The sequence below is a fragment of the Niallia taxi genome (genome assembly GCF_004005475.1).
Classification (GTDB): Bacteria; Bacillota; Bacilli; order Bacillales; family Cytobacillaceae; genus Niallia; species Niallia taxi.
The window spans coordinates 1-18,799 of record NZ_RZTZ01000027.1; the positions used below are offsets into that span (position 1 = coordinate 1).

Annotated in this window: 9 protein-coding genes, 7 pseudogenes and 1 other annotated feature; of the genes and pseudogenes, 13 read left to right on the forward strand and 3 right to left on the reverse strand. The window is 35.6% G+C overall.

Translation table 11 applies throughout. From position 1 onward, the window contains the following. The first annotated feature begins 240 nt into the window (after positions 1–240). Positions 241–1,525 (forward strand): annotated as a pseudogene (locus tag EM808_RS27305) (IS110 family RNA-guided transposase). Between the two features lie 1,001 nt (positions 1,526–2,526). Here the strand turns inward: EM808_RS27305 and EM808_RS27310 are convergent. Continuing rightward, positions 2,527–3,552 (reverse strand): annotated as a pseudogene (locus EM808_RS27310) (MFS transporter); the annotation flags it as partial. Positions 3,553–3,679: 127 nt separating this feature from the next. Between EM808_RS27310 and EM808_RS29380 the strand changes: the two are divergent. From EM808_RS29380 to EM808_RS27350, 10 genes and pseudogenes are all read left to right on the forward strand, one after another. Next, positions 3,680–3,822: pseudogene (locus tag EM808_RS29380) on the forward strand (hypothetical protein). 52 nt (positions 3,823–3,874) lie between these two features. Next, entirely contained in the window at positions 3,875–4,519 is a 645-nt protein-coding gene (locus EM808_RS27315) for a TnsA endonuclease N-terminal domain-containing protein (protein ID WP_227494627.1), read from the forward strand. Then, positions 4,516–6,671: pseudogene (locus EM808_RS27320) on the forward strand (Mu transposase C-terminal domain-containing protein). The gene EM808_RS27315 and the pseudogene EM808_RS27320 overlap by 4 nt, the downstream one beginning before the upstream one ends. Beyond that, the gene (locus EM808_RS27325) at positions 6,646–8,337 is read left to right on the forward strand and encodes an ATP-binding protein (protein WP_235856735.1); all 1,692 of its coding nucleotides are present in this window, start codon (positions 6,646–6,648) and stop codon (positions 8,335–8,337) included. The pseudogene EM808_RS27320 and the gene EM808_RS27325 overlap by 26 nt, the downstream one beginning before the upstream one ends. A gap of 11 nt (positions 8,338–8,348) precedes the next feature. Then, a complete protein-coding gene (locus tag EM808_RS27330) occupies positions 8,349–9,944 on the forward strand; it encodes a TnsD family transposase (RefSeq protein WP_254179231.1) in 1,596 nt (531 codons plus the stop codon). 14 nt (positions 9,945–9,958) lie between these two features. Beyond that, positions 9,959–10,216 (forward strand): hypothetical protein, encoded by a 258-nt coding sequence (locus tag EM808_RS29625; RefSeq protein ID WP_066192391.1) that lies wholly within the window; start codon positions 9,959–9,961, stop codon positions 10,214–10,216. Next, positions 10,197–11,729, forward strand: a complete 1,533-nt coding sequence (locus EM808_RS27335; RefSeq protein WP_066192392.1) for a Tn7-like element transposition protein TnsE — start codon at positions 10,197–10,199, stop codon at positions 11,727–11,729. The genes EM808_RS29625 and EM808_RS27335 overlap by 20 nt, the downstream gene beginning before the upstream one ends. Positions 11,730–11,992: 263 nt before the next feature. Then, positions 11,993–13,126: a zinc-dependent alcohol dehydrogenase gene (locus EM808_RS27340; RefSeq protein ID WP_066192394.1), complete on the forward strand. Its 1,134-nt coding sequence runs from the start codon at positions 11,993–11,995 to the stop codon at positions 13,124–13,126. Positions 13,127–13,209: 83 nt separating this feature from the next. Next, complete coding sequence (locus EM808_RS27345) at positions 13,210–13,530, forward strand: DUF4158 domain-containing protein (RefSeq protein WP_016201446.1); 321 nt, start codon at positions 13,210–13,212, stop codon at positions 13,528–13,530. Between the two features lie 390 nt (positions 13,531–13,920). After that, the gene (locus EM808_RS27350; RefSeq protein ID WP_001993829.1) at positions 13,921–14,901 is read left to right on the forward strand and encodes an SDR family oxidoreductase; all 981 of its coding nucleotides are present in this window, start codon (positions 13,921–13,923) and stop codon (positions 14,899–14,901) included. A gap of 283 nt (positions 14,902–15,184) precedes the next feature. Here EM808_RS27350 and EM808_RS27355 read toward each other — a convergent pair. Beyond that, positions 15,185–15,556: pseudogene (locus EM808_RS27355) on the reverse strand (glutathione-dependent formaldehyde dehydrogenase); the annotation flags it as partial. Between the two features lie 268 nt (positions 15,557–15,824). Then, positions 15,825–16,064: pseudogene (locus EM808_RS27365) on the reverse strand (MFS transporter); the annotation flags it as partial. Positions 16,065–16,147: 83 nt separating this feature from the next. Further along, positions 16,148–16,400 (reverse strand) — a binding site (T-box leader). A 956-nt stretch (positions 16,401–17,356) separates the two neighbouring features. Here EM808_RS27365 and EM808_RS27370 point away from each other — a divergent pair. Beyond that, positions 17,357–17,599: pseudogene (locus tag EM808_RS27370) on the forward strand (transposase); the annotation flags it as partial. Positions 17,600–17,843: 244 nt separating this feature from the next. Further along, positions 17,844–18,799, forward strand: a 956-nt coding sequence (locus tag EM808_RS27375; protein ID WP_164849814.1) for an IS110 family transposase, incomplete at its 3' end; no start/stop codon positions are given.

Sequence of the window (18,799 nt, forward strand, 5' to 3'; positions counted from 1 at the left end):
ATTTTCTTTATAAGATGCTTATTTATGATCTTTTCACACTAACCAAATCTATAAAGTTAAACAAGTTAGATAGCAATATGGAGAAAAACTGCGTATTTAAGAGATAAGTGTTTGTTTATTGAGGGAGCATTCCTGTAATAAGTGAAAATGCGATTTGAATGAAAAAAGACCTCTTGATAAGATAAATATGTCCAAAGCTGGCGCGCTAAAAGGACAAAACATCTACTCGGAGGTCTCACTATGAATTATAACCAAAATCATAAAATAGCTCAAATTACACCTAAGACTTTAGTAATTGGAATTGATATCGCGAAACATCATCATGTAGCTAGAGCACAGGATTATCGTGGAATGGAGCTTGGATCTACTTGCTTTTTTGATAATACTCAAGAAGGATTTAGGACATTTATTAATTGGATTAATCAAATAAAAGAGTCATGGGAAATGGAATCTGTCATTACTGGGATGGAGCCTACAGGCCATTATTGGCTTAATTTAGCTCATATTCTAAAGGAGGAACATAACGGTTAATCCTTTACACGTCAAGCATAGTAAGGAGCTAGACGATAACTCTCCTACTAAAAATGATGTAAAAGACGCAAAAGTCATTGCACAACTAGTCAAAGATGGTAGATACGCCGAACCAACTATACCACAAGGAGTTTTCGCGGAACTGCGTGTGGCTAAAAAATTACGCGATTTATTAAATGTAGACTTACAAATTGTGCAGGGACAGGTACACAACTGGATTGATCGATACTTTCCAGAGTTTTTTACCGTTTTTAAAAGTTGGGAAGGGAAGGCAGCTCTTCATTTATTAAAACTCGATGCTTTACCTTACGAAATAGGCGAATATACAGATGAAGAATTACTGGATTATCTAAGGCAAGCAGTGAAAAGAAGTATAGGAATAAAGAAGATTCGTGCCTTAAAAGAAGCCGCCAATCGCTCGATTGGCATTCGTCAGGGCGCCATGATGGCTAAAATGGAATTAAGAACGTTAATTCAAAAGTATGAACTCATTCAAGCCAAGTTCGAAGAGCTTGACCAAACTCTGGATACACTGCTTCAAGATATTCCAGGCGTTGATCAAATGTTAGAAATAACAGGAATTGGACGCGATACAGTGGCGGGTTTTTTCGCTGAAGTAGGCGATTTGAGTGAATACAATCATCCTCGTCAGATAACTAAACTGGCAGGACTCAGCTTAAAAGAAAATACATCAGGAAAGCATAAAGGGAGAACCAGGATTACGAAACGTGGTCGAAAGAAATTAAGGGCACTACTGTTTCGGGCATCTATGATTCTAGTAGCCAAGAATAAAGCCTTTAAAGCCCTACATCATTATTACACAACGAGACCTGATAATCCGTTGAAAAAGATGCAGTCTTTAATTGCTTTGTGTAATAAGTTCATCCGTATACTCTTCTCTATTGGTAAGAAACAGTTTGTATTTCAAGAGGAGAAGATGTTGAAGGACATCCCCCATATGCATGCATTTATCCAAGAACCAATAGCAGCTTAATCACTATTAAACTAACTATTAACAAATAGATTTGAAAAGATAAACAGACAAAATCAGCATGGGATTAGTTGGCAACGCAACTAACGTAAGGACTTAGATCCTGTGTGGCAGCATGACCAACATCCACCTTATGGAAAGGTTGAACGAAGGAATGTAGGAGCGTAGACTCTGTGAGACTTGGTAGGGTAGACCCCCGTAAGATATGTGGACATCCATTGGTGCGTACATACCTATTTATCCAACTTTTTGAAATGAACCGAAGGTTGGCTAGTTTCTTGTGCTCATTTTCTTTATAAGATGCTTATTTATGATCTTTTCACACTAACCAAATCTATAAAGTTAAACAAGTTAGATAGCAATATGGAGAAAAACTGCGTATTTAAGAGATAAGTGTTTGTTTATTGAGGGAGGTTAGCGGAAAAAGAAAATTGTAAATAAAAGAAGAACTAGTTATGGAATTAAATTATTATTTCAAATCAGAATAGTAAACAAGACTGATTAATTGGAGTTTATATTTGAGGTGGTTTGGAATATCTTAATGTTAATCCCAAGACTGATAATTCGTTTAATAAGAAACACTTGGTAAAGTAATTAGTCATAACGGAGGCAACGAAGGTACAATAAATAGAATATTAGCATCGTTTATATTAGGAGATGTGAAAAAATGAAAAGAAAATTTGCCTTTATTACCATTTTTATATTAGTCCTTTTATCGTTAGAATATTTTGACGTACTACATGTCGATATAGATACCATAAAACAGGGATTAGTTTTAAGCGCTAGCTTAATTTATTTCATGTCTAGAAGCATTGTTGGAAAAGAAGTAAATACTTGCATAGAAATAAGTAAGAACAAGATGCACTTTAAATGTGAGTGCATCTTGTTTTTGTGTTAATAGACTAGTATCGTAGTAAAGCAAGAAAGATTGCTTAATGGATCTTTAATGAAACTTTCTATTCTTTTATAACTTGTAACACTTAATTCTAACAAAAATTTATTGATTAAAGTGAATCCTTGAGTTCTGAATGAGTATAGTGTTTAGATTTAGATGGTTGAACATTACATATTAATAAGGCTATGGATACTATTAACATCATAAAGGCACCTAACGCTACAATGAATCGTATTGAAATTAACTCTGCAGAGATACCAAAAATGACAGTGAAGACAATTATAAGAAAAGCTTCTATAAATCCATATAGACTTACAATTCTCCCCATTTCATCAACAGGTATATTGTTTTGATAAAAGGTATAAAATCCTGTATTTGCAAAGGCAGTAGCAAAGGATAAAACAAAAAATCCTACTGCGGCTATGAAAAAAGTATAAGACGTTGATAATAGAACATATCCACCTGCCGTAATAATAGAGCCTAACCCAATAAGCCAAGATGTCGGTATCTTTTCGACTATTATAGTATTTAATAAAGAACCAACTAACACACCTGCTCCAGCAATACTTACTAGAACACCATATTCACCTTCCGTTAAAGACAATACTTTAGTAGCGAAAGCTGCTTCTAAAGAATCTGTAGCTGTCATCAACACTATCATCATACTAAATAAAAGGTAGACGACCATAATATATACATACTGACGACTAAATCTAATAACTAGTTTCCAATCCTCCTTTAATACCTCGAAGGATATTTTTGTTGGCTCCTTCTCTATCTCTTTTTCTAATTTTACGTTGGGTTCAACATTTGGCATACCCATTGTAATGAGAGCGGATAATAGTAAGGCTCCTGCATTTATATAGATAGCCATATTTGGCGAACCTAGTGTAAACATTACTCCTGCTATTGCTGGTCCGGTCAAAAATGCTCCGGAATCAAGTAAACTACGAAGAGAATTAAAACGTTTTCTCTGTCTAATAGGTATTAATTTTGTGATATAGGTTATCGAAGTGGAGTGGTACATTGAACTACCTATGGTAATGATAAAGACTATTCCATAAATCCAACCTAAAGAGGTGAAGAAAGGTAGCGATACAATAAATATACCTTGAATAATATCCAATGTAATCATGTGTAGATTTAAAATAAAGTTTAACTGTTTATAAAAAAGTTTGACCGTTTTAAAAAAAGATTAACCGTTTATAAAAAAGTTGCACCGTTTTACCCCTTTGGATATGATTGTCTAAAGGGGTGTTTTTATGTCCAAAAGAAAAAGAACATCTACAGTGGAAAAATGGATCAAAGAAGGTCGTGGTACAGGAACAGGTACAGACTACCGGCCATGGCTAAAGATTCAAGATGTTTCCTCATTAGGTCGGTCAACGAGGTTAAAAGGCATTAAAACTAGTAGACAGCACGAATTTTTATCAGACTTAGAGCGAAACTACTTTTACTTGACTGAATTTTCTGATGTTATTACAGATATAAGAGAGCAGTTTCCTTTATTACCTCAAGAAGAAACGCTTTTGATAGCAGATGAACTTGGAATAAAGCATCCTAGAAATCCGAAAAACGGAGAGCCTATTGTAATGACAACGGATTTTTTATTGACAATTAATAAAGGGCAAGGGATTCATGAAGTCGCACGTACAATTAAAATGAAAGATGAGTTATTAAAAGAGAATGTACTTGAGAAGTTCGAAATTGAAAGAGAATATTGGAAGCGTAAAGGAATTGATTGGGGTATTGTAACAGAAGAAGAAATCAATAAAATAATTGCGAGAAACATTAGCTATATTCACGATTATTATGATATTTGTAGCTATGATGTGTTTCAAGAATTGAATGCGAAAAACATTGAAGACTTGGTTATGTCATTACTAAGTAGATTGCTAGATAGTTCGGCAAGCATAAGAACAATTACAAATGAATTCGATATAGATACACACCTGCCAATTGGTAGTGGTGTTACGCTTTTTTATCACTTACTTGCTAGAAAAATTATTGTCATTGATTTGCAAAAGCCATTGGATTTAGAGCAGTCGATTGAAATTAAGTATATTGATGAAAGCAACTTGAAGAAGGTGAAATATGGATGATTTATATTAATCAAGTACTTCAATATACAGTAGATTCTAAACGGATTCGTATCATTGAGATGGAAGAGTTTCATGTGTTTATTGTTGATATTGATGCAATTAGTTCCATGCCGAAAAAGGAATTATATTCGAATCTAATAGAGGAAATCCAGCAAGGTGAATTACTTCTGATTAGCGATCCATTTGCAAAAGTAATAATAGATAGTGAATTATCCGACCTTCGAATTCAGAAAAGAGATGAGGGTTGGCCGATAATTCAACATTATTGTTTAGAACACATGGAAGCATTGCTTCAAAAAGGTGGTCGTGAAAAGAAAATAAAAGAAATTGCAGATGAAAGTGGAACAAGTTCTACGAAAATAAAAAAGCTACTTAGCCGTTATTGGCAGCGAGGTATGACGAAAAATGCAATGCTCCCTGATTACTCGAATTCGGGAGGAAAAGGTAAAACAAAAACTTTAAATAAAGCTAAGGTAGGTCGCCCACGAAAGGTGAGTATCAGTAATGAATATCAAACAGGTATTAATATTACGGATGAAGTAAAAGTTCAATTTGAAACGCCATTAACAAGTATTACCGAGCTTCAAATAACTATTCGTTGAAAGATGTTTATAATTTCATTCTGCGTGACTTCTATTCTGATCGCTATAAGGAAAATGGTGAGATGAAGTACCGTATTTGGGATGCCACTCGAATTCCCTCATATCATCAATTTTACTATTGGTTTAAAAAACTTGAAGACCCAAAAAAAGATATTCAGTTCCGTAAAAGTACAAAAGAATATGAATTGAAATATCGCCCTATTTTAAGTGACTCTAAATCGGAAACAAATGGTCCAGGTACTAGATTTCAAGTTGATGCTACCATTGCGGATATTTACTTGGTTAGTTCGCTTGATGTAAATAAAGTAATTGGGCGACCAGTTATTTATGCAGTACTTGATGTGTATTCACGTATTATTACAGGTCTTTATGTTGGACTAGAAGGTCCATCATGGATTGGTGCAATGATGGCTTTAGATAATATGATCGCAGATAAAGTAGAATTTTGTAAGCAATATGGAATTGATATTACTCCTGAGCAATGGCCAACACATCATTTACCTGAAATTATTATTGCTGACCGAGGTGAGTTTGAAGGGTATTCGGTAGAGAATTTAATTAATAATCTTAATCTTAAAATTGAGAATACTACAGCTTATCGTGGGGATTTGAAAGGGATTGTTGAAAGGAAATTCCGTACGTTTAATGGGAAGGTAAAGCAAAAAGCTCCCGGAGCAATTCAAAAGGAATATCGAGAACGAGGAGATCAGGATTATCGCTTAAATGCTACTCTGAATTTAAAGGAATTTACATCTCTAATTATTACAATGGCGCTGTATCATAACCAAAAGGTCATTGATAAATATCCTGTTGAAAAAGAAATGGTAGCTGATGGACTAGTGCCAACGCCAATTAACTTATGGAATTGGGGCATTCAAAATCGTAAAGGAAGACTAAGAAAAGTTGATAGAAATGTACTTCGTTTGAACGTGCTTCCAAGAGGAAAAGCGACAGTTTCAAGAGCTGGAATCAAGTTTAAAAACCTTCTATATGGTTCTCGCCAAGCGATTGAAGAGCAATGGTATTTGAAGTTGAAAAATAGAAGTTTAGAAATCGTTTATGATCCACGACATATTGAAAAAATCTATATTCCTCACGATAACGGAATGGATTTTGAAACATGTATTTTATTAGAACCTAGTCAGCAATATAAAGGTGACTTCTTAGAAGTAATTGTCTTCCAACAACAACTTCGGAATGAACTAGAAGAAATGGAACGAACAAATCAAATTCAGCTCACAGTAAATACTGATGCTGCATTGGAAGAAATTATTAAAAAAGCTGTGAAGAACAAAAAACAATCTTTTAATCAACCAACAAGTAAGAAAGCTAAAATAGCTGCTATTCGTGATAACAAGGATGTTGAAAAACAGTTAAACCGTGAAACTGAAAAGTTTGATTTATCACCTAATAAAGTTAGTGAAGCAGCTGAAGTAATCGACTTCGTTACAAAAGAGAAGATTGATGAAACACCACCTAAGAAATCAAGCTCACGTCTTATGGAAAAACTAAAGAAGAAGCGAGATGAGGAATTTGGGAAAGACAAATGACATGGTTGTCTTAAAAGGAGATTTTGAGAAAGGTGTCTATAAGGAGCAACTTTTAAGTGAATATACCAATAATCCCTTCATCGAAGCTCTTCCACCTATATTCAATGAGGATGATGTGCTAGAGCGATTTATGGTGACCCCACGAATTAGTGATCAAGATAAGTTAAGTGAAACGAATATTCGTTACCACGTCTTAAAACGTGTGAAAAATTTTATCCAGCCGTTACCGATTCATTTCGAGGTAGAACGTCGATTGTCTACATTGATTCGGCGAGGTTATTTAGCGCGTAACCCATTAGATAGAACATTTCTAGAACGTGTTCGTGTGTTGCATGAATTGCGTGAGGAAGAGGAAACGGCTCACAAATATATAGATGAACGACTAAATTATATTCGTTCAACTGCCGATAGCTTATCCATTATCGGTATTTCTGGAATTGGTAAAACAACAGCAATTGAACGTCTTTTGCTTATGTATCCACAGGTTATCAAGCATGAAGAATATAAGGGACAACCGTTTAATCGAACCCAAATTGTATGGCTCAAAATTGACTGTCCTTATGACGGAAGCTTATCTACCCTTTGTAAAAGCTTCTTTAAAGCGATTGATGATTTACTAGAAACACGATATCTTGAAAAATTCGGGTACCTAAACCGGGTGACATCGACAATGCTGTTGCATATGACATCACTGGCAAGCATGTATGGTATCGGTGTTCTAGTAATTGATGAAATCCAGCACTTATTACATTCTAAAAACGATCAGGAAGAAATGCTTAATTTTTTTGTAACGTTGTCCAATACAGTTGGTATTCCAACAGTCTTAATCGGTACTTCTAAAGCGCAAAAACTATTCAAAGGAAACTTCAGACAGGCAAGACGTGCTGCAAGTGAAGCAGTTATTTGGGATCGTATGGCGGAAGATAGTGAAGAATGGGAGTTCTTCCTAGAAACGCTTTGGGAATTACAGTGCTTAAAAACCCAATCCAAGCTTACAGAGGAAACGAAAAAGGCATTTTATTATGAATGCCAAGGGATAACTTCTGTTGCTGTAAACTTATTTATTCTAGCACAAGAAAGAGCATTGTTTGATGAGGATAATCCGAATGAAATTATTACACCAAAAGTATTAAAAAAGACTGCCAAAGACGATATGCAAATGATTCAACCGATGATGACCGCTATTCAGAAGAACAATTTGGCTGAAATGACGAAATATGAAGATATCATGATCAACCTTGATGAAATAATGCTGAATCATAAGCGAAATACAGAAGTTACAGGGCGTATTCAAGAAGCGTTTAGGGAACGCCAAAATACAATCCAGTATAAACGCCAAGACACTATAGAAACTTTAAGTGTCGAAGTGGCAGCCCTAGGTATTTTTGATAGTTTGAAAGATAACAACATTAAAAAACTCGTACAAAAAATAGTCGGTGAAAATCCACTTGATATTGATTTTCACCAGCTTAAATCAGATGTAATTCAGCAGGCGATTGCATTAAATCAACAAAAGAAGGAACAAAAAGATAAGCCAAAAGTGAAAAATGCAGAGGTTTTACCATTACTAACGCTAAGAAAGCGAGCATTGGACAAAAAGCAACATCCTCATGAATTATTGAAAGCAAATGGATACATTAAAAATCCTTTGAAGGAATTCTACTAGGAGGGAATCAAATGCTGCCATTCTTTACGGATCCATATCCAGATGAATTGATATATTCGGCGATTGCGCGATATCACTTTTACAGTGGAAATATTGATTACAAAGATACATTGGAAGAAGTGTTTCAAAGTCGTTCTGTAATACCGAGTGTAGAGATTGGTAGTCATTTTTCTATATTAGCTGAGCAATTAGGCTCCAACTATTCTGTTGAAAGCTTATTAGCTAAGCATACGATCTACCCTTACTATGCTTCGTTTCTTTCCAAGCAACGCCAGAAAGAACTTCTACAAGATGTTCAAGTAGATGGAAAAGGACTTTATACAAGACTTGGCATAGTTGCAGGAAGCATTTGCAGAAAGAATGGACTCTTTTATTGCCCAGAGTGTGCAACTAATGATATTGAGCAACATGGAGAACCCTATTTTCATCGTGAGCACCAGCTACAAGGGATTGATTTCTGTGCACATCATGAACTGAAATTAATGAAGTATCCTATCGATTTTTCAAAGCAAAGTCGAATTGAGTTTATTCGATTTGATAAAAAGCTAATGAACTTATCAATGATTCAAGAAGTTGAACTAAAAGAGTTTATAGCCATTCAAATTGCTTTAGCAAAGATGGCTTATCAACTGCTGCAAGTTCCAATACATCAATTTTCAAGAGAATCTATTAATCTTAAATATCGTGTTCTTTTACGGGAGCGTAATTTAATAACAACGTCTAATCGAATTCGGCAAAAGGAGCTATACAAAGCATTTCAATCAAAGTTCCCAAAAGGCTTTTTAGATGAGTACGAATCAGCAATCAATGTAAATGATGAATACAATTGGCTGAAGGTCATTACACGCAATCTAAAACGTCATGTACATCCTTTCCGTCATTTGCTTATTCTTTATTTCTTAGAACAAGATTTGGAGTCCTTTTTACAAATTGAAGCTGATACAGGTCCTTTCGGTAGTGGCCCATGGCCCTGTTTAAATAAAGCAGCTAATCATTATAAGGAATTTGTGATTCATGAAGTAAATGTTACAAGGGATTTTAAATCAAATGCACCCATTGGCACGTTTGAATGCTCTTGTGGCTTTATTTACGCTAGAAAGGGTCCTGATAGATTATCTGAAGATAAATATCGTATTGGACGTACAAAAGCGTATGGAGATGTCTGGAAGGCTAAATTACATGAATTAGCAGTTGATGGAACCTACAGTATAAGAGCATTAGCTAGAATGCTTGGCGTGGATTCGAAAACAGTTAAAGGACATCTTGCCTCAGTTGAGAAAATAGAGAAATTACCTGATAAAGTTTTTCCACCGATGTTACATATGTATCGAAAGCAATTATTAAAAGGAATGCAGCAATACCCAAGTTACTCGAGAACACAAATTCGTCAATGTTTACCGAAAGAATATATTTACTTATATCGAAATGATAAAGAATGGCTGTTTGAACAGTTACCTATAATTCAGGCGAAGGAAAAGCCAAAATCAATTGTCAATTGGGACGTACGTGATCGAGAATATCTTTCTAAAATTAAACAGCTTTACAAAGAATTAATTGAACTGGAAAAGCCCGTACGTATCACGATTTCGATAATTGGGAACGTCTAGGAATCTTATCAAATTTGGAGAAACATCTTGATAAGCTGCCACAAACTGAAAAATATCTAAATAAAATTACGGAATCTATACAACAGTTTCAGATTCGACGATGCTGTAAAATTATTGATCGTATGTTGCTGGAGCAAGAACCAGTTGTATTATGGAAAGTACAGCGTATTGGCGCTGTTAAGTCACATCATTTTCACGAAATAAAACCGTATTTGGAAGAGTATTTACGAACAAAACAGGAAGTGAAAAGTTATGAGCAAACAACAGGTTAAACTAGCTTGGCCTTTTGCTAAAGGTGAAAAAGCACAACTAATATGGATTGGTGAGCCATTTCGATATGATCATAAAATGATAATCAAAGCTTATTTTCGCTCACAAGGTCGTACAGAAGGTATATTAATGGATTGGGGTACATTACCATGCTTAGCAATCCAACATTATTATACTGATGGCATCATAACGGCTAGTCAAGTTTCTGAAAGTGTACAAGAAATCGATATGACTATTTATCCTAATAAAGTTAAATTTCACGAACGCCCTTGGTCTATTCAAGGAAGCAGTGATCCTGCAACTTCCCGTAGTTTCGTGTTCTCTTTTGATGGAAAGAATGTGATTTTACCAGTCATTGAAGTATTGCGTAGCATTTTAGCTCCGAACGGCTTCCTTTTATATCGCTTGTTTGAATCGAATTCATTTCCTCAGTTCTTCACAGAAACATATGAACCTAATAAAATCCATCTTAGCTTTTCATCACAATATGAATTGAAATACACAAAGACAACGTTCATTTATCAATTGGTGTGGTTGCTAACGAATCGAGACCTACGACAAGCCTATGAAAATATAGCATTTACTTGGTTGCAGGAAAAGACTTTGAAGTTCGAATGGAACTTTACACAACCGATTACAATAACAGCTCGTGTAAAGGAGAAGAATAACACGTGTACAGTATTACAAATTGTTAATGTGAAAAATAAAGATATTCCGTACCAACATATTTCGATTTCGCATCCAGAAATACAAAATCAAGAGAAATCCAATGAGGCAAAGAAATACACTTATCGTTCTCTAAATAGACAGGGTGATGAAGAGGGCTTTACATTAGATGAACAATTAGATGGTTCTACAGAGGACTTTGATCTTGTACAAATGAATCAGTTGAAACATGAATATACATCGGTACCCAAAATCAAACGAATTAAAAGTAGTTCCTCAAAGCAGCGAACGAAAGAAGATGAAAATACTAAGAAATACTATGGCAGCAATGATTCAATTCGATCTACAGCAGACACTGGAGGTCAAAAACTAGCAAGAGGAATAGAACATCAAATGTTATCTGAAATTCAAGTACAAGGTGAATTGCAAGATTTCATTAATGTCCTTAGAATAATGGAGCAATATCCAGAAGTAAGTGCGATACGAGCATTTATAGATGTGTTACCAGAGGGAATTGGAGACCGCAGATTTACGAAATTGAGTGATAATATCACGAAACGACGTTATGTGATTGCAGAAGTATATATGATAAGTGGGAAGAAATTCAATATTATTGAAGTTGAGCGAGAAGATCGCTCTTTATCAATGCTAATTTTATCATCACTTGCAATAAATGATTGGAAATCGATTTATGATAGATTGTTAGTAAACCTTGTGAATGATAGTGGTACGTGGACAAGTAAGTCGCTGAAAAGTATTGAGGAGAGTAGGGTTACAGTGATGAAAGCTAAACACAGTTCTAAAGGGGTTAAGCATAAGGCTGAAATTCTATTAAATAAGTTAGAATAGCAGTGAAGATTTGAGTAAAGGAATAAATGAAATACCTCTTCCCTCAAAGAATAATCCAAATATTTCCCCGAATTAATTCACGCTATATACACTTACAATAACTAATTCGAGAGCTATCACCAATACTTCGTAATCAAAACGGTGCGACTTCTTTAACTTACATAAAACAATTACGCTAAGAGTGACAAAGTATATTATTTACTTTCTTTGTTGACAATAGTTAAGAGTGTTAACAGTATTAGAAATAGGAGGGCCCTGCATTTATGAAGGCTGTAACTTATCAAGGACCAAATCATGTACAGGTTAATCAAGTAGAGGATGCAAAATTAGAAAAAAAAGACGATATTATAGTTAAGATTACTTCTACTGCTATTTGCGGATCTGATTTGCATTTATATCAAGGTAACATGCCATTACCCCCAGGATATATTATTGGCCACGAACCAATGGGTATTGTGGAAGAAGTTGGACCTGAAGTCACAAAAGTAAAAAAGGGAGACCGTGTTGTCGTTCCCTTTAATGTTTCATGTGGACATTGCTTTTATTGCCAACATGAAATGGAAAGCCAATGTGATAACTCAAACCCTCATTATGATTCTGGCGGATACTTGGGTTATACTGAGAAGTTCGGTAACCATCCGGGTGGTCAGGCTGAATATTTAAAAGTCCCTTTTGGAAACTTCACTCCCTTTGTTATCCCGGAGTCATGCGAATTGGAGGATGAGTCACTGCTCTTTTTATCGGATGTTCTGCCAACAGCTTATTGGAGTGTAAAAAATGCAGGTGTAAAATCAGGCGATACAGTTATTGTTCTTGGATGCGGACCTGTTGGGTTGATGGTACAAAAATTTGCCTGGATGGAAGGTGCAAAGCGTGTAATAGCAGTTGATTACTTGGATTACCGGATCAATCATGCGAAAAAGATGAACAATGTTGAGGTATTTGAGTTCACAAAATACCCTGATATGGGCGAACATTTAAAAGAGATCACACATGGTGGGGCAGATGTCGTCATCGATTGTGTAGGTATGGACGGAAAGAAATCACCCTTAGAGTTTCTGGAACAAAAATTCAAACTGCAGGGCGGAACCCTTGGACCTATTCAAATTTCTACTAAAGCTGTCCGAAAGTATGGGACAGTGCAAATGACTGGTGTTTACGGGGGTAACTATAATCTATTTCCATTAGGTGCATTTTGGATTAGAAATATTAATCTTAAAATGGGACAGGCTCCAGTCATTCATTTTATGCCAGAATTGTTTAAAAAAATAACAAATAACGAATTTGACCCAAGAGATATTATCACACACAAGATGTCCCTTGAAGAAGCAAGTCATGGTTATCGAATTTTTAATAATCGTGAGGATGAATGTATAAAAGTCGTTTTAAAACCGTAATCCTCTTCTCTTTCCAAAAAGACTTCATACTTTGTATAGAAGTCTTTTTATTCGACCATTTAGCCAAGAAGGTCAAAAAGTAATTGATAGATACAATGAATAAACTCGCATACAGTAAAGACGAACCTGCTGACCTAGTCAATGTAGCAATTGAAGAGCTAATACATCAAAAATATGAACTTCCCATCTACAATACTTTAAAAGATGCAGCCAATGATGTTCGAAAAAGGTCTTATCGTATGATTTATCATAACTTACTTAATGAAAATCAAAAAGAGAGCGTGAATCAACTTTTCGAGGTATCAGAAGGTTCTACAAACAGTCCATGGAATCAATTGAAAGAGGATGCAAAAAGAGCGACTTTATCACATTTAGAACTCTCGTTGCTCGCCGAGATTGGTTAATGGAAACTGAACATCTCTACAGAATTACTTCATGATATTAAGAATTTGTGGAACAACAAAACGTATTTTTTGTTATTCAGCAATAGGGTCAAATCGTATTATGTGGTTAGCCGGTTTTTTCTGGTTGACCTATTTTTTTAGGTACTATTCTTGAGGTAGCCGGGATTAAAGAACTGTTAAGTAAAAATAAGTTGATCCGTTAAAGGGGTAGAATATTGAGTAAAGCTCCTTGTCCTAAAGGTCAGTTCAATAAAGAAAAAAGGTGTCTCTTTTGAGGAAGAATAAGCTTCTGTGTTGAAAGTAAACCACTTTTTTCACACTTTTTTAATTTATTTGTAGTGAACAACATAAACATTCTATAGAAGAAAATTATTTCTATAGGAGGTTTCCATGGATCAAAAGGATCAAAGTCGTCAATTAGACCAAATAAAGCAAATGCAACAAATGTTTAAAGCGAACATGAAAACTCAACCTTATCCCATGTACCCTAACTATGGGAAAATCACACGTTACGAAGAAATTCCGATAAGTTTACCTGAACAGCGCCAGCTGCGCCATCCCGGAGTGGAAAAATTTATGGTACCCCTTCCAATTATCGAAAACCCGAACTATAAAGGGAGTGAAAAGTTAACAGGAAAAGTAGCACTTATTACAGGGGGTGACAGTGGTATTGGTGCAGCAGTAGCAATTGCGTTTGCTAAAGAAGGCGCAGATGTTGCTATTTCATACTTAGATGAACATGAGGATGCAAATAGAACAAAAACGAGGATTGAACAACTCGGACAACGTTGTTTTCTAATGCCTGGGGACTTGCGAGACAAACAACAGTGTATCTCCATTGTAGAACAAACAGTAAATACGTTTGGACGTCTCGATATTCTTTGTAACCACGTTGGTATCCAATTCCAACAACTAAGTCTGCTTGACATTACAGATGAGCAATTCGATGACACCTTCAAAGTTAATATATACTCTCATTTTTACACAACAAGGGCAGCGCTTCCTCATTTAAAACCAGGCAGCTCAATCATTGGCACTTCTTCAGTGGTGACGTATGTAGGTGAGCAGCAAATGATTGATTATACGGCCACAAAAGGCGCAATAGTTGGTTGGACACGTGCCTTGGCTAAAAATGTCGTGAAACAAGGGATCCGAGTCAATGCCGTCGCCCCCGGCCGAATTTGGACCCCACTTATTTCAGCAAGTTTCTCGTCAGACCAAGTCGCTGTATATGGAGCATTTAATCCAATGGAACGAGTTGCCCATCCATTTGAACTCGCACCAACCTTTGTCTATCTTGCTTCTGATGATTCTCGTTTTGTTACTGGTCAAGTTCTTCATGTTGATGGGGGAGAATCCACACATTCCTAATGGAAGGGGGTTACCATTTTGAGATATGAATTTAATCCAGAAGTAAAGCTATTGCTAGTAAACCATTCAAATGAAAAAGTAAGGATGGTCTATATGGAGGATTCCTGGCCCATGCCAAAAATAGGACTGAGACCACCATATTATTGCTACCCAAGTTACGAGCTTAATTATCCAATAATCTAAATAATAACAGACAAAAAGACTTCTATACACAGTGTGGAAGTCCATTCAACATTTCGCTTAGGGTTCGCAATTATGCTAACTTTCAATTCATCCATTTAAACTAATAGGATAACGGTTTTAAAACGACTTTTATACAGTCGTCCTCACGATTATTAAACATTTGATAACCATGACTTGCTTATCCAAGGGCCACTTTGTATGTGGGTCAAACTCGTTATTCGTTATTTTTTCAAAAAATTCAGGCATAAAATGTATGACTGATGCCAGTCCCATTCTCAGATTGATATTCCTAACTCAACCCAATGGAAACACATTATAGTTGCCCCCATAAACATCTATTAATTGGACCGTTCCATATTTTTGCACAGCTTTTGTAGAAATTTGAATAGGTCCAAGGGTTCCACCTTGGCAACTTTAATTTTTGTTCAAGAATCTCCAAAGATGATTTATTCTCGTCAATACCTACACAATTGTGGATTTGAAATAAAGTCGTACCGTTTATAAAAAAGATGTACCGTTTTAAAGAAAGTTATACCGTTTACAAAAAAGTTGCACCGTTTTATTCCTTTTCGATTAAAGGATTCTATGTGAGTTTTAATTAAACTTTTTTATAAAAAGGAATGTTCATTCAAAAAGAAAAGAATCCATTTTGATCAATCTTTTTTCAAAATGGATTCTTTTCTTTTACCGTAAAATATGGATTTGTCGAACGTTTTTGATCAAACTTTATTTTAAAGTTACATCATGAGATATTTTTTGTTCAATCGATCAATAAGACTACCAGACCAGATATTCGTAAAGAGAGTGGATAAAGCTCTTATAATATATAGACCAGATACAGCTAGTGCTGATTCTGTAAGTTTAAGAACAATAAGATTTAAAGCTATAAAATAAATCCAACTCCCTACACTCGAAACGCCAATACTAAAAAGTAAGATAGATGGGTAGCGCCAACTTTCTAAATTCTTTTTTAAATTCACTGAAAATCCCTCCAAAATAGAAAAATATCCTATAAAAACCCCCTAAAACAAATAAAAAAACCCCACCCCCAAGACATGTAAGTCTTGGGGACGAGATTTGAATCGCGGTGCCACCCCATTTTATTAATATGTCACCATATTAATCTTATCAGGTACATTCAGTTACCTTATACCCTAGCTCTATAACGGGAGCATCCGTCACACTACCCCCTCTAAACAAGGTTTCAATGTGCTACTCAGAGGCTTTGCTTCAATAAGAAAATTCCAACCCCTTTTCAGCTACCGGAGCTCTCTTTGTGGAATTTAGTTATTTACTCTTCTCATCATCGCATTTATTTTTGTATACATTAACATAATTATATATATATTGTAAATAGTTATATAATTATGAAAAAAATTATATAATTGTTAAATATTAGCTGGATGAAAAAGTAAAGATGCTCTCAGAAAGATTAATGAGTTTACAAGCAAATGACAACACTAAAACGCTCTTTATTTCTACTGAGGATATGTATAAATTTATAACTGCAAGATCAAGGCTGTCATATTGACGGTCTTTTCTTTATGGTGCTATAGGGGCAGTATTCCTGTAATAAATGAAAAGCTGGCTTATGGTAGAAACATGGAAGTTGTGCGGCCGTGCCTAGGTCGTATCATATAGCGGGTGGGATTCCCGCCGAGTAAGAACTAGCCATTCACTCGTAGCGAGTCTTGGAGGACTGAGGTTAACTTTAGTCTTTAAGCGTAGACAGTTAGATGGAGCAGCCGTCAAGGCTGAGAATCTTATGGAGTGAAAGTCTCCTGTCATCAATTGACCGATTCGGATGACTAGCATATCCAATGCGTGGGGAGGTAACGAACTGCGTTCTGCTTGGAAGTAAAAGTCACGGCGGCTATATTATCCGATTAAAAGGGTTATGAAATCCTGCTAATAAGTGAGCGTTCGAGAGATATCCGCATCAATCTGAGGGAGTTGAAAAGAAATTAAATTGAGTACTATATCAAAGAAATATTGTTCTATTATTCACTCTTTAGTACACTGTTAAAAAAAGGTAAGGTAGTTGAATTACATTAAATTTCTTTAATTAAACTATACAAGCTTTAAATGAAATTTTATTCAAAAAACATCCCCTCGAGAAAACAGAGAAGATGTTTAGGAAAGTTCTTGGGAGACCTTTGCCCTAGATTGAATATAACATTATTACCTGAAATAATATACATATGGAGTTAGTATAGTTTCATGGACACAATTTAATTAAGTCCTTACAATTATTTGAGAGGATGTGTCCGAATTGGAACGTAAACCTGCAGGCAAAAAATATAACGATGATTTTAAGAAAACGATTGTGGATTTGTATCATTCCGGCAGCCCGGTTAAAGAATTAAGCAGCGAATATGGAGTATCAGAAGTAACGATTTATAAATGGGTGAAAGACTTTACCCCTATTGGTTCAGAAAAAGAGGCGCTGACACCAAAAGAGTTAGCCGAGATTCAGAAAGAAAACCTTCGGTTAAAACAGGAGGTAGAAATTCTAAACATACTAAGATTAGTAGTACAGGCCGAGAGATTGGTTTGGACTACTATTTTTTATATAGTAGAAGTGAAGAACAGGCCGGAGCCTTTTTGGGATCTGGAATCCGTATCTTAAACTGGCCTGCTTCACTTACCTTATTTGAATCAGGTTTGAGTATGTTGGATCCTTTGAGATCGTGTATAAGAAATGGGAATCAATAAGTGTAAAGTGGAGACTTCAATATTACTATATTAGGAGAAGACAAATGAAACATGTTATTGCGTTTGATGTCAGTATGGGCAAAAGTTACATGGTTATTTACAATGCATTAAAACACTGTGTATTCGAAGGAGAAATCAACCATTATCGTACAGAGTTTGAGGAGTTAAAGAAAAAGATTGACGATTTGACCGAAGGTTATGGAGAACAGCCTGAAATCGTATTTGAAGCAACTGGTGTCTATTCCAGGGTGTTGGAGCGTTTTATGAATGAGAATTACTACACATACTGTCTTTTGAACCCATTGGAAGCGAAATTACAATGTGATTCATTGCGGATTCATAAAACGGATAAGAGTGATGCGCATCGACTAGCGCTTACTCACTTTACGATAGACAGAAGAAAAAAAGAAGGTTCCAATGATCTTCTTCAACAATTGAAATCGCTCTCGAGATATTATAGTGAACTGGACGATGAGTTATCCATTGTTCGCAGCCGTATGCATAAAGTGATTCAGTTAACGTTCCCGGAACTGGAGAAAATTTTTACTAGTAAATCGGAATTGTTTTTAAATATGGTTCAGTTGTTTCCCCATCCAGAGTTTCTCCAAGGTCTTTCAAAAACGGTAATCAAAAATAAGGTTCGTAAGAACACCAATAAAAATATTTCATTAGCAGTAGCGGAAAGAAAGGTGCTTGATCTATTTGAAGTTGCCAAGCACTCTTATCCAGCAGTTTCTTCGACGGACGTTTTATGCGAACAACTCAGATCTTATGCAAGAAGGTATCAGGAACTTCTTCGTGAGAAGGAACAGTGTATAAAAAATATGATACCGCTGGCTGAAAGTCGTAAGGAATATAAAATCATTCTCAGCTTTCCAGGGATTGGTCCTAATACAGCCGTTCGCCTTATCGCAGAAATCGGTGATATTCACCGGTTCGATAACCCTAAACAGCTGAACGCTTTTGCGGGTATTGATATACGGCGCTTTCAATCAGGAAA

Excerpts from the sequence above, each read along its gene's own strand:
- EM808_RS27350 (WP_001993829.1), top strand. The coding sequence starts at position 13,921 with ATGGATCAAAAGGATCAAAGTCGTCAATTAGACCAAATAAAGCAAATG.
- EM808_RS27335 (WP_066192392.1), top strand. The coding sequence starts at position 10,197 with ATGAGCAAACAACAGGTTAAACTAGCTTGGCCTTTTGCTAAAGGTGAA.
- EM808_RS27330 (WP_254179231.1), top strand. The coding sequence starts at position 8,349 with ATGCTGCCATTCTTTACGGATCCATATCCAGATGAATTGATATATTCG.
- EM808_RS27340 (WP_066192394.1), top strand. The coding sequence starts at position 11,993 with ATGAAGGCTGTAACTTATCAAGGACCAAATCATGTACAGGTTAATCAA.
- EM808_RS27325 (WP_235856735.1), top strand. The coding sequence starts at position 6,646 with ATGAGGAATTTGGGAAAGACAAATGACATGGTTGTCTTAAAAGGAGAT.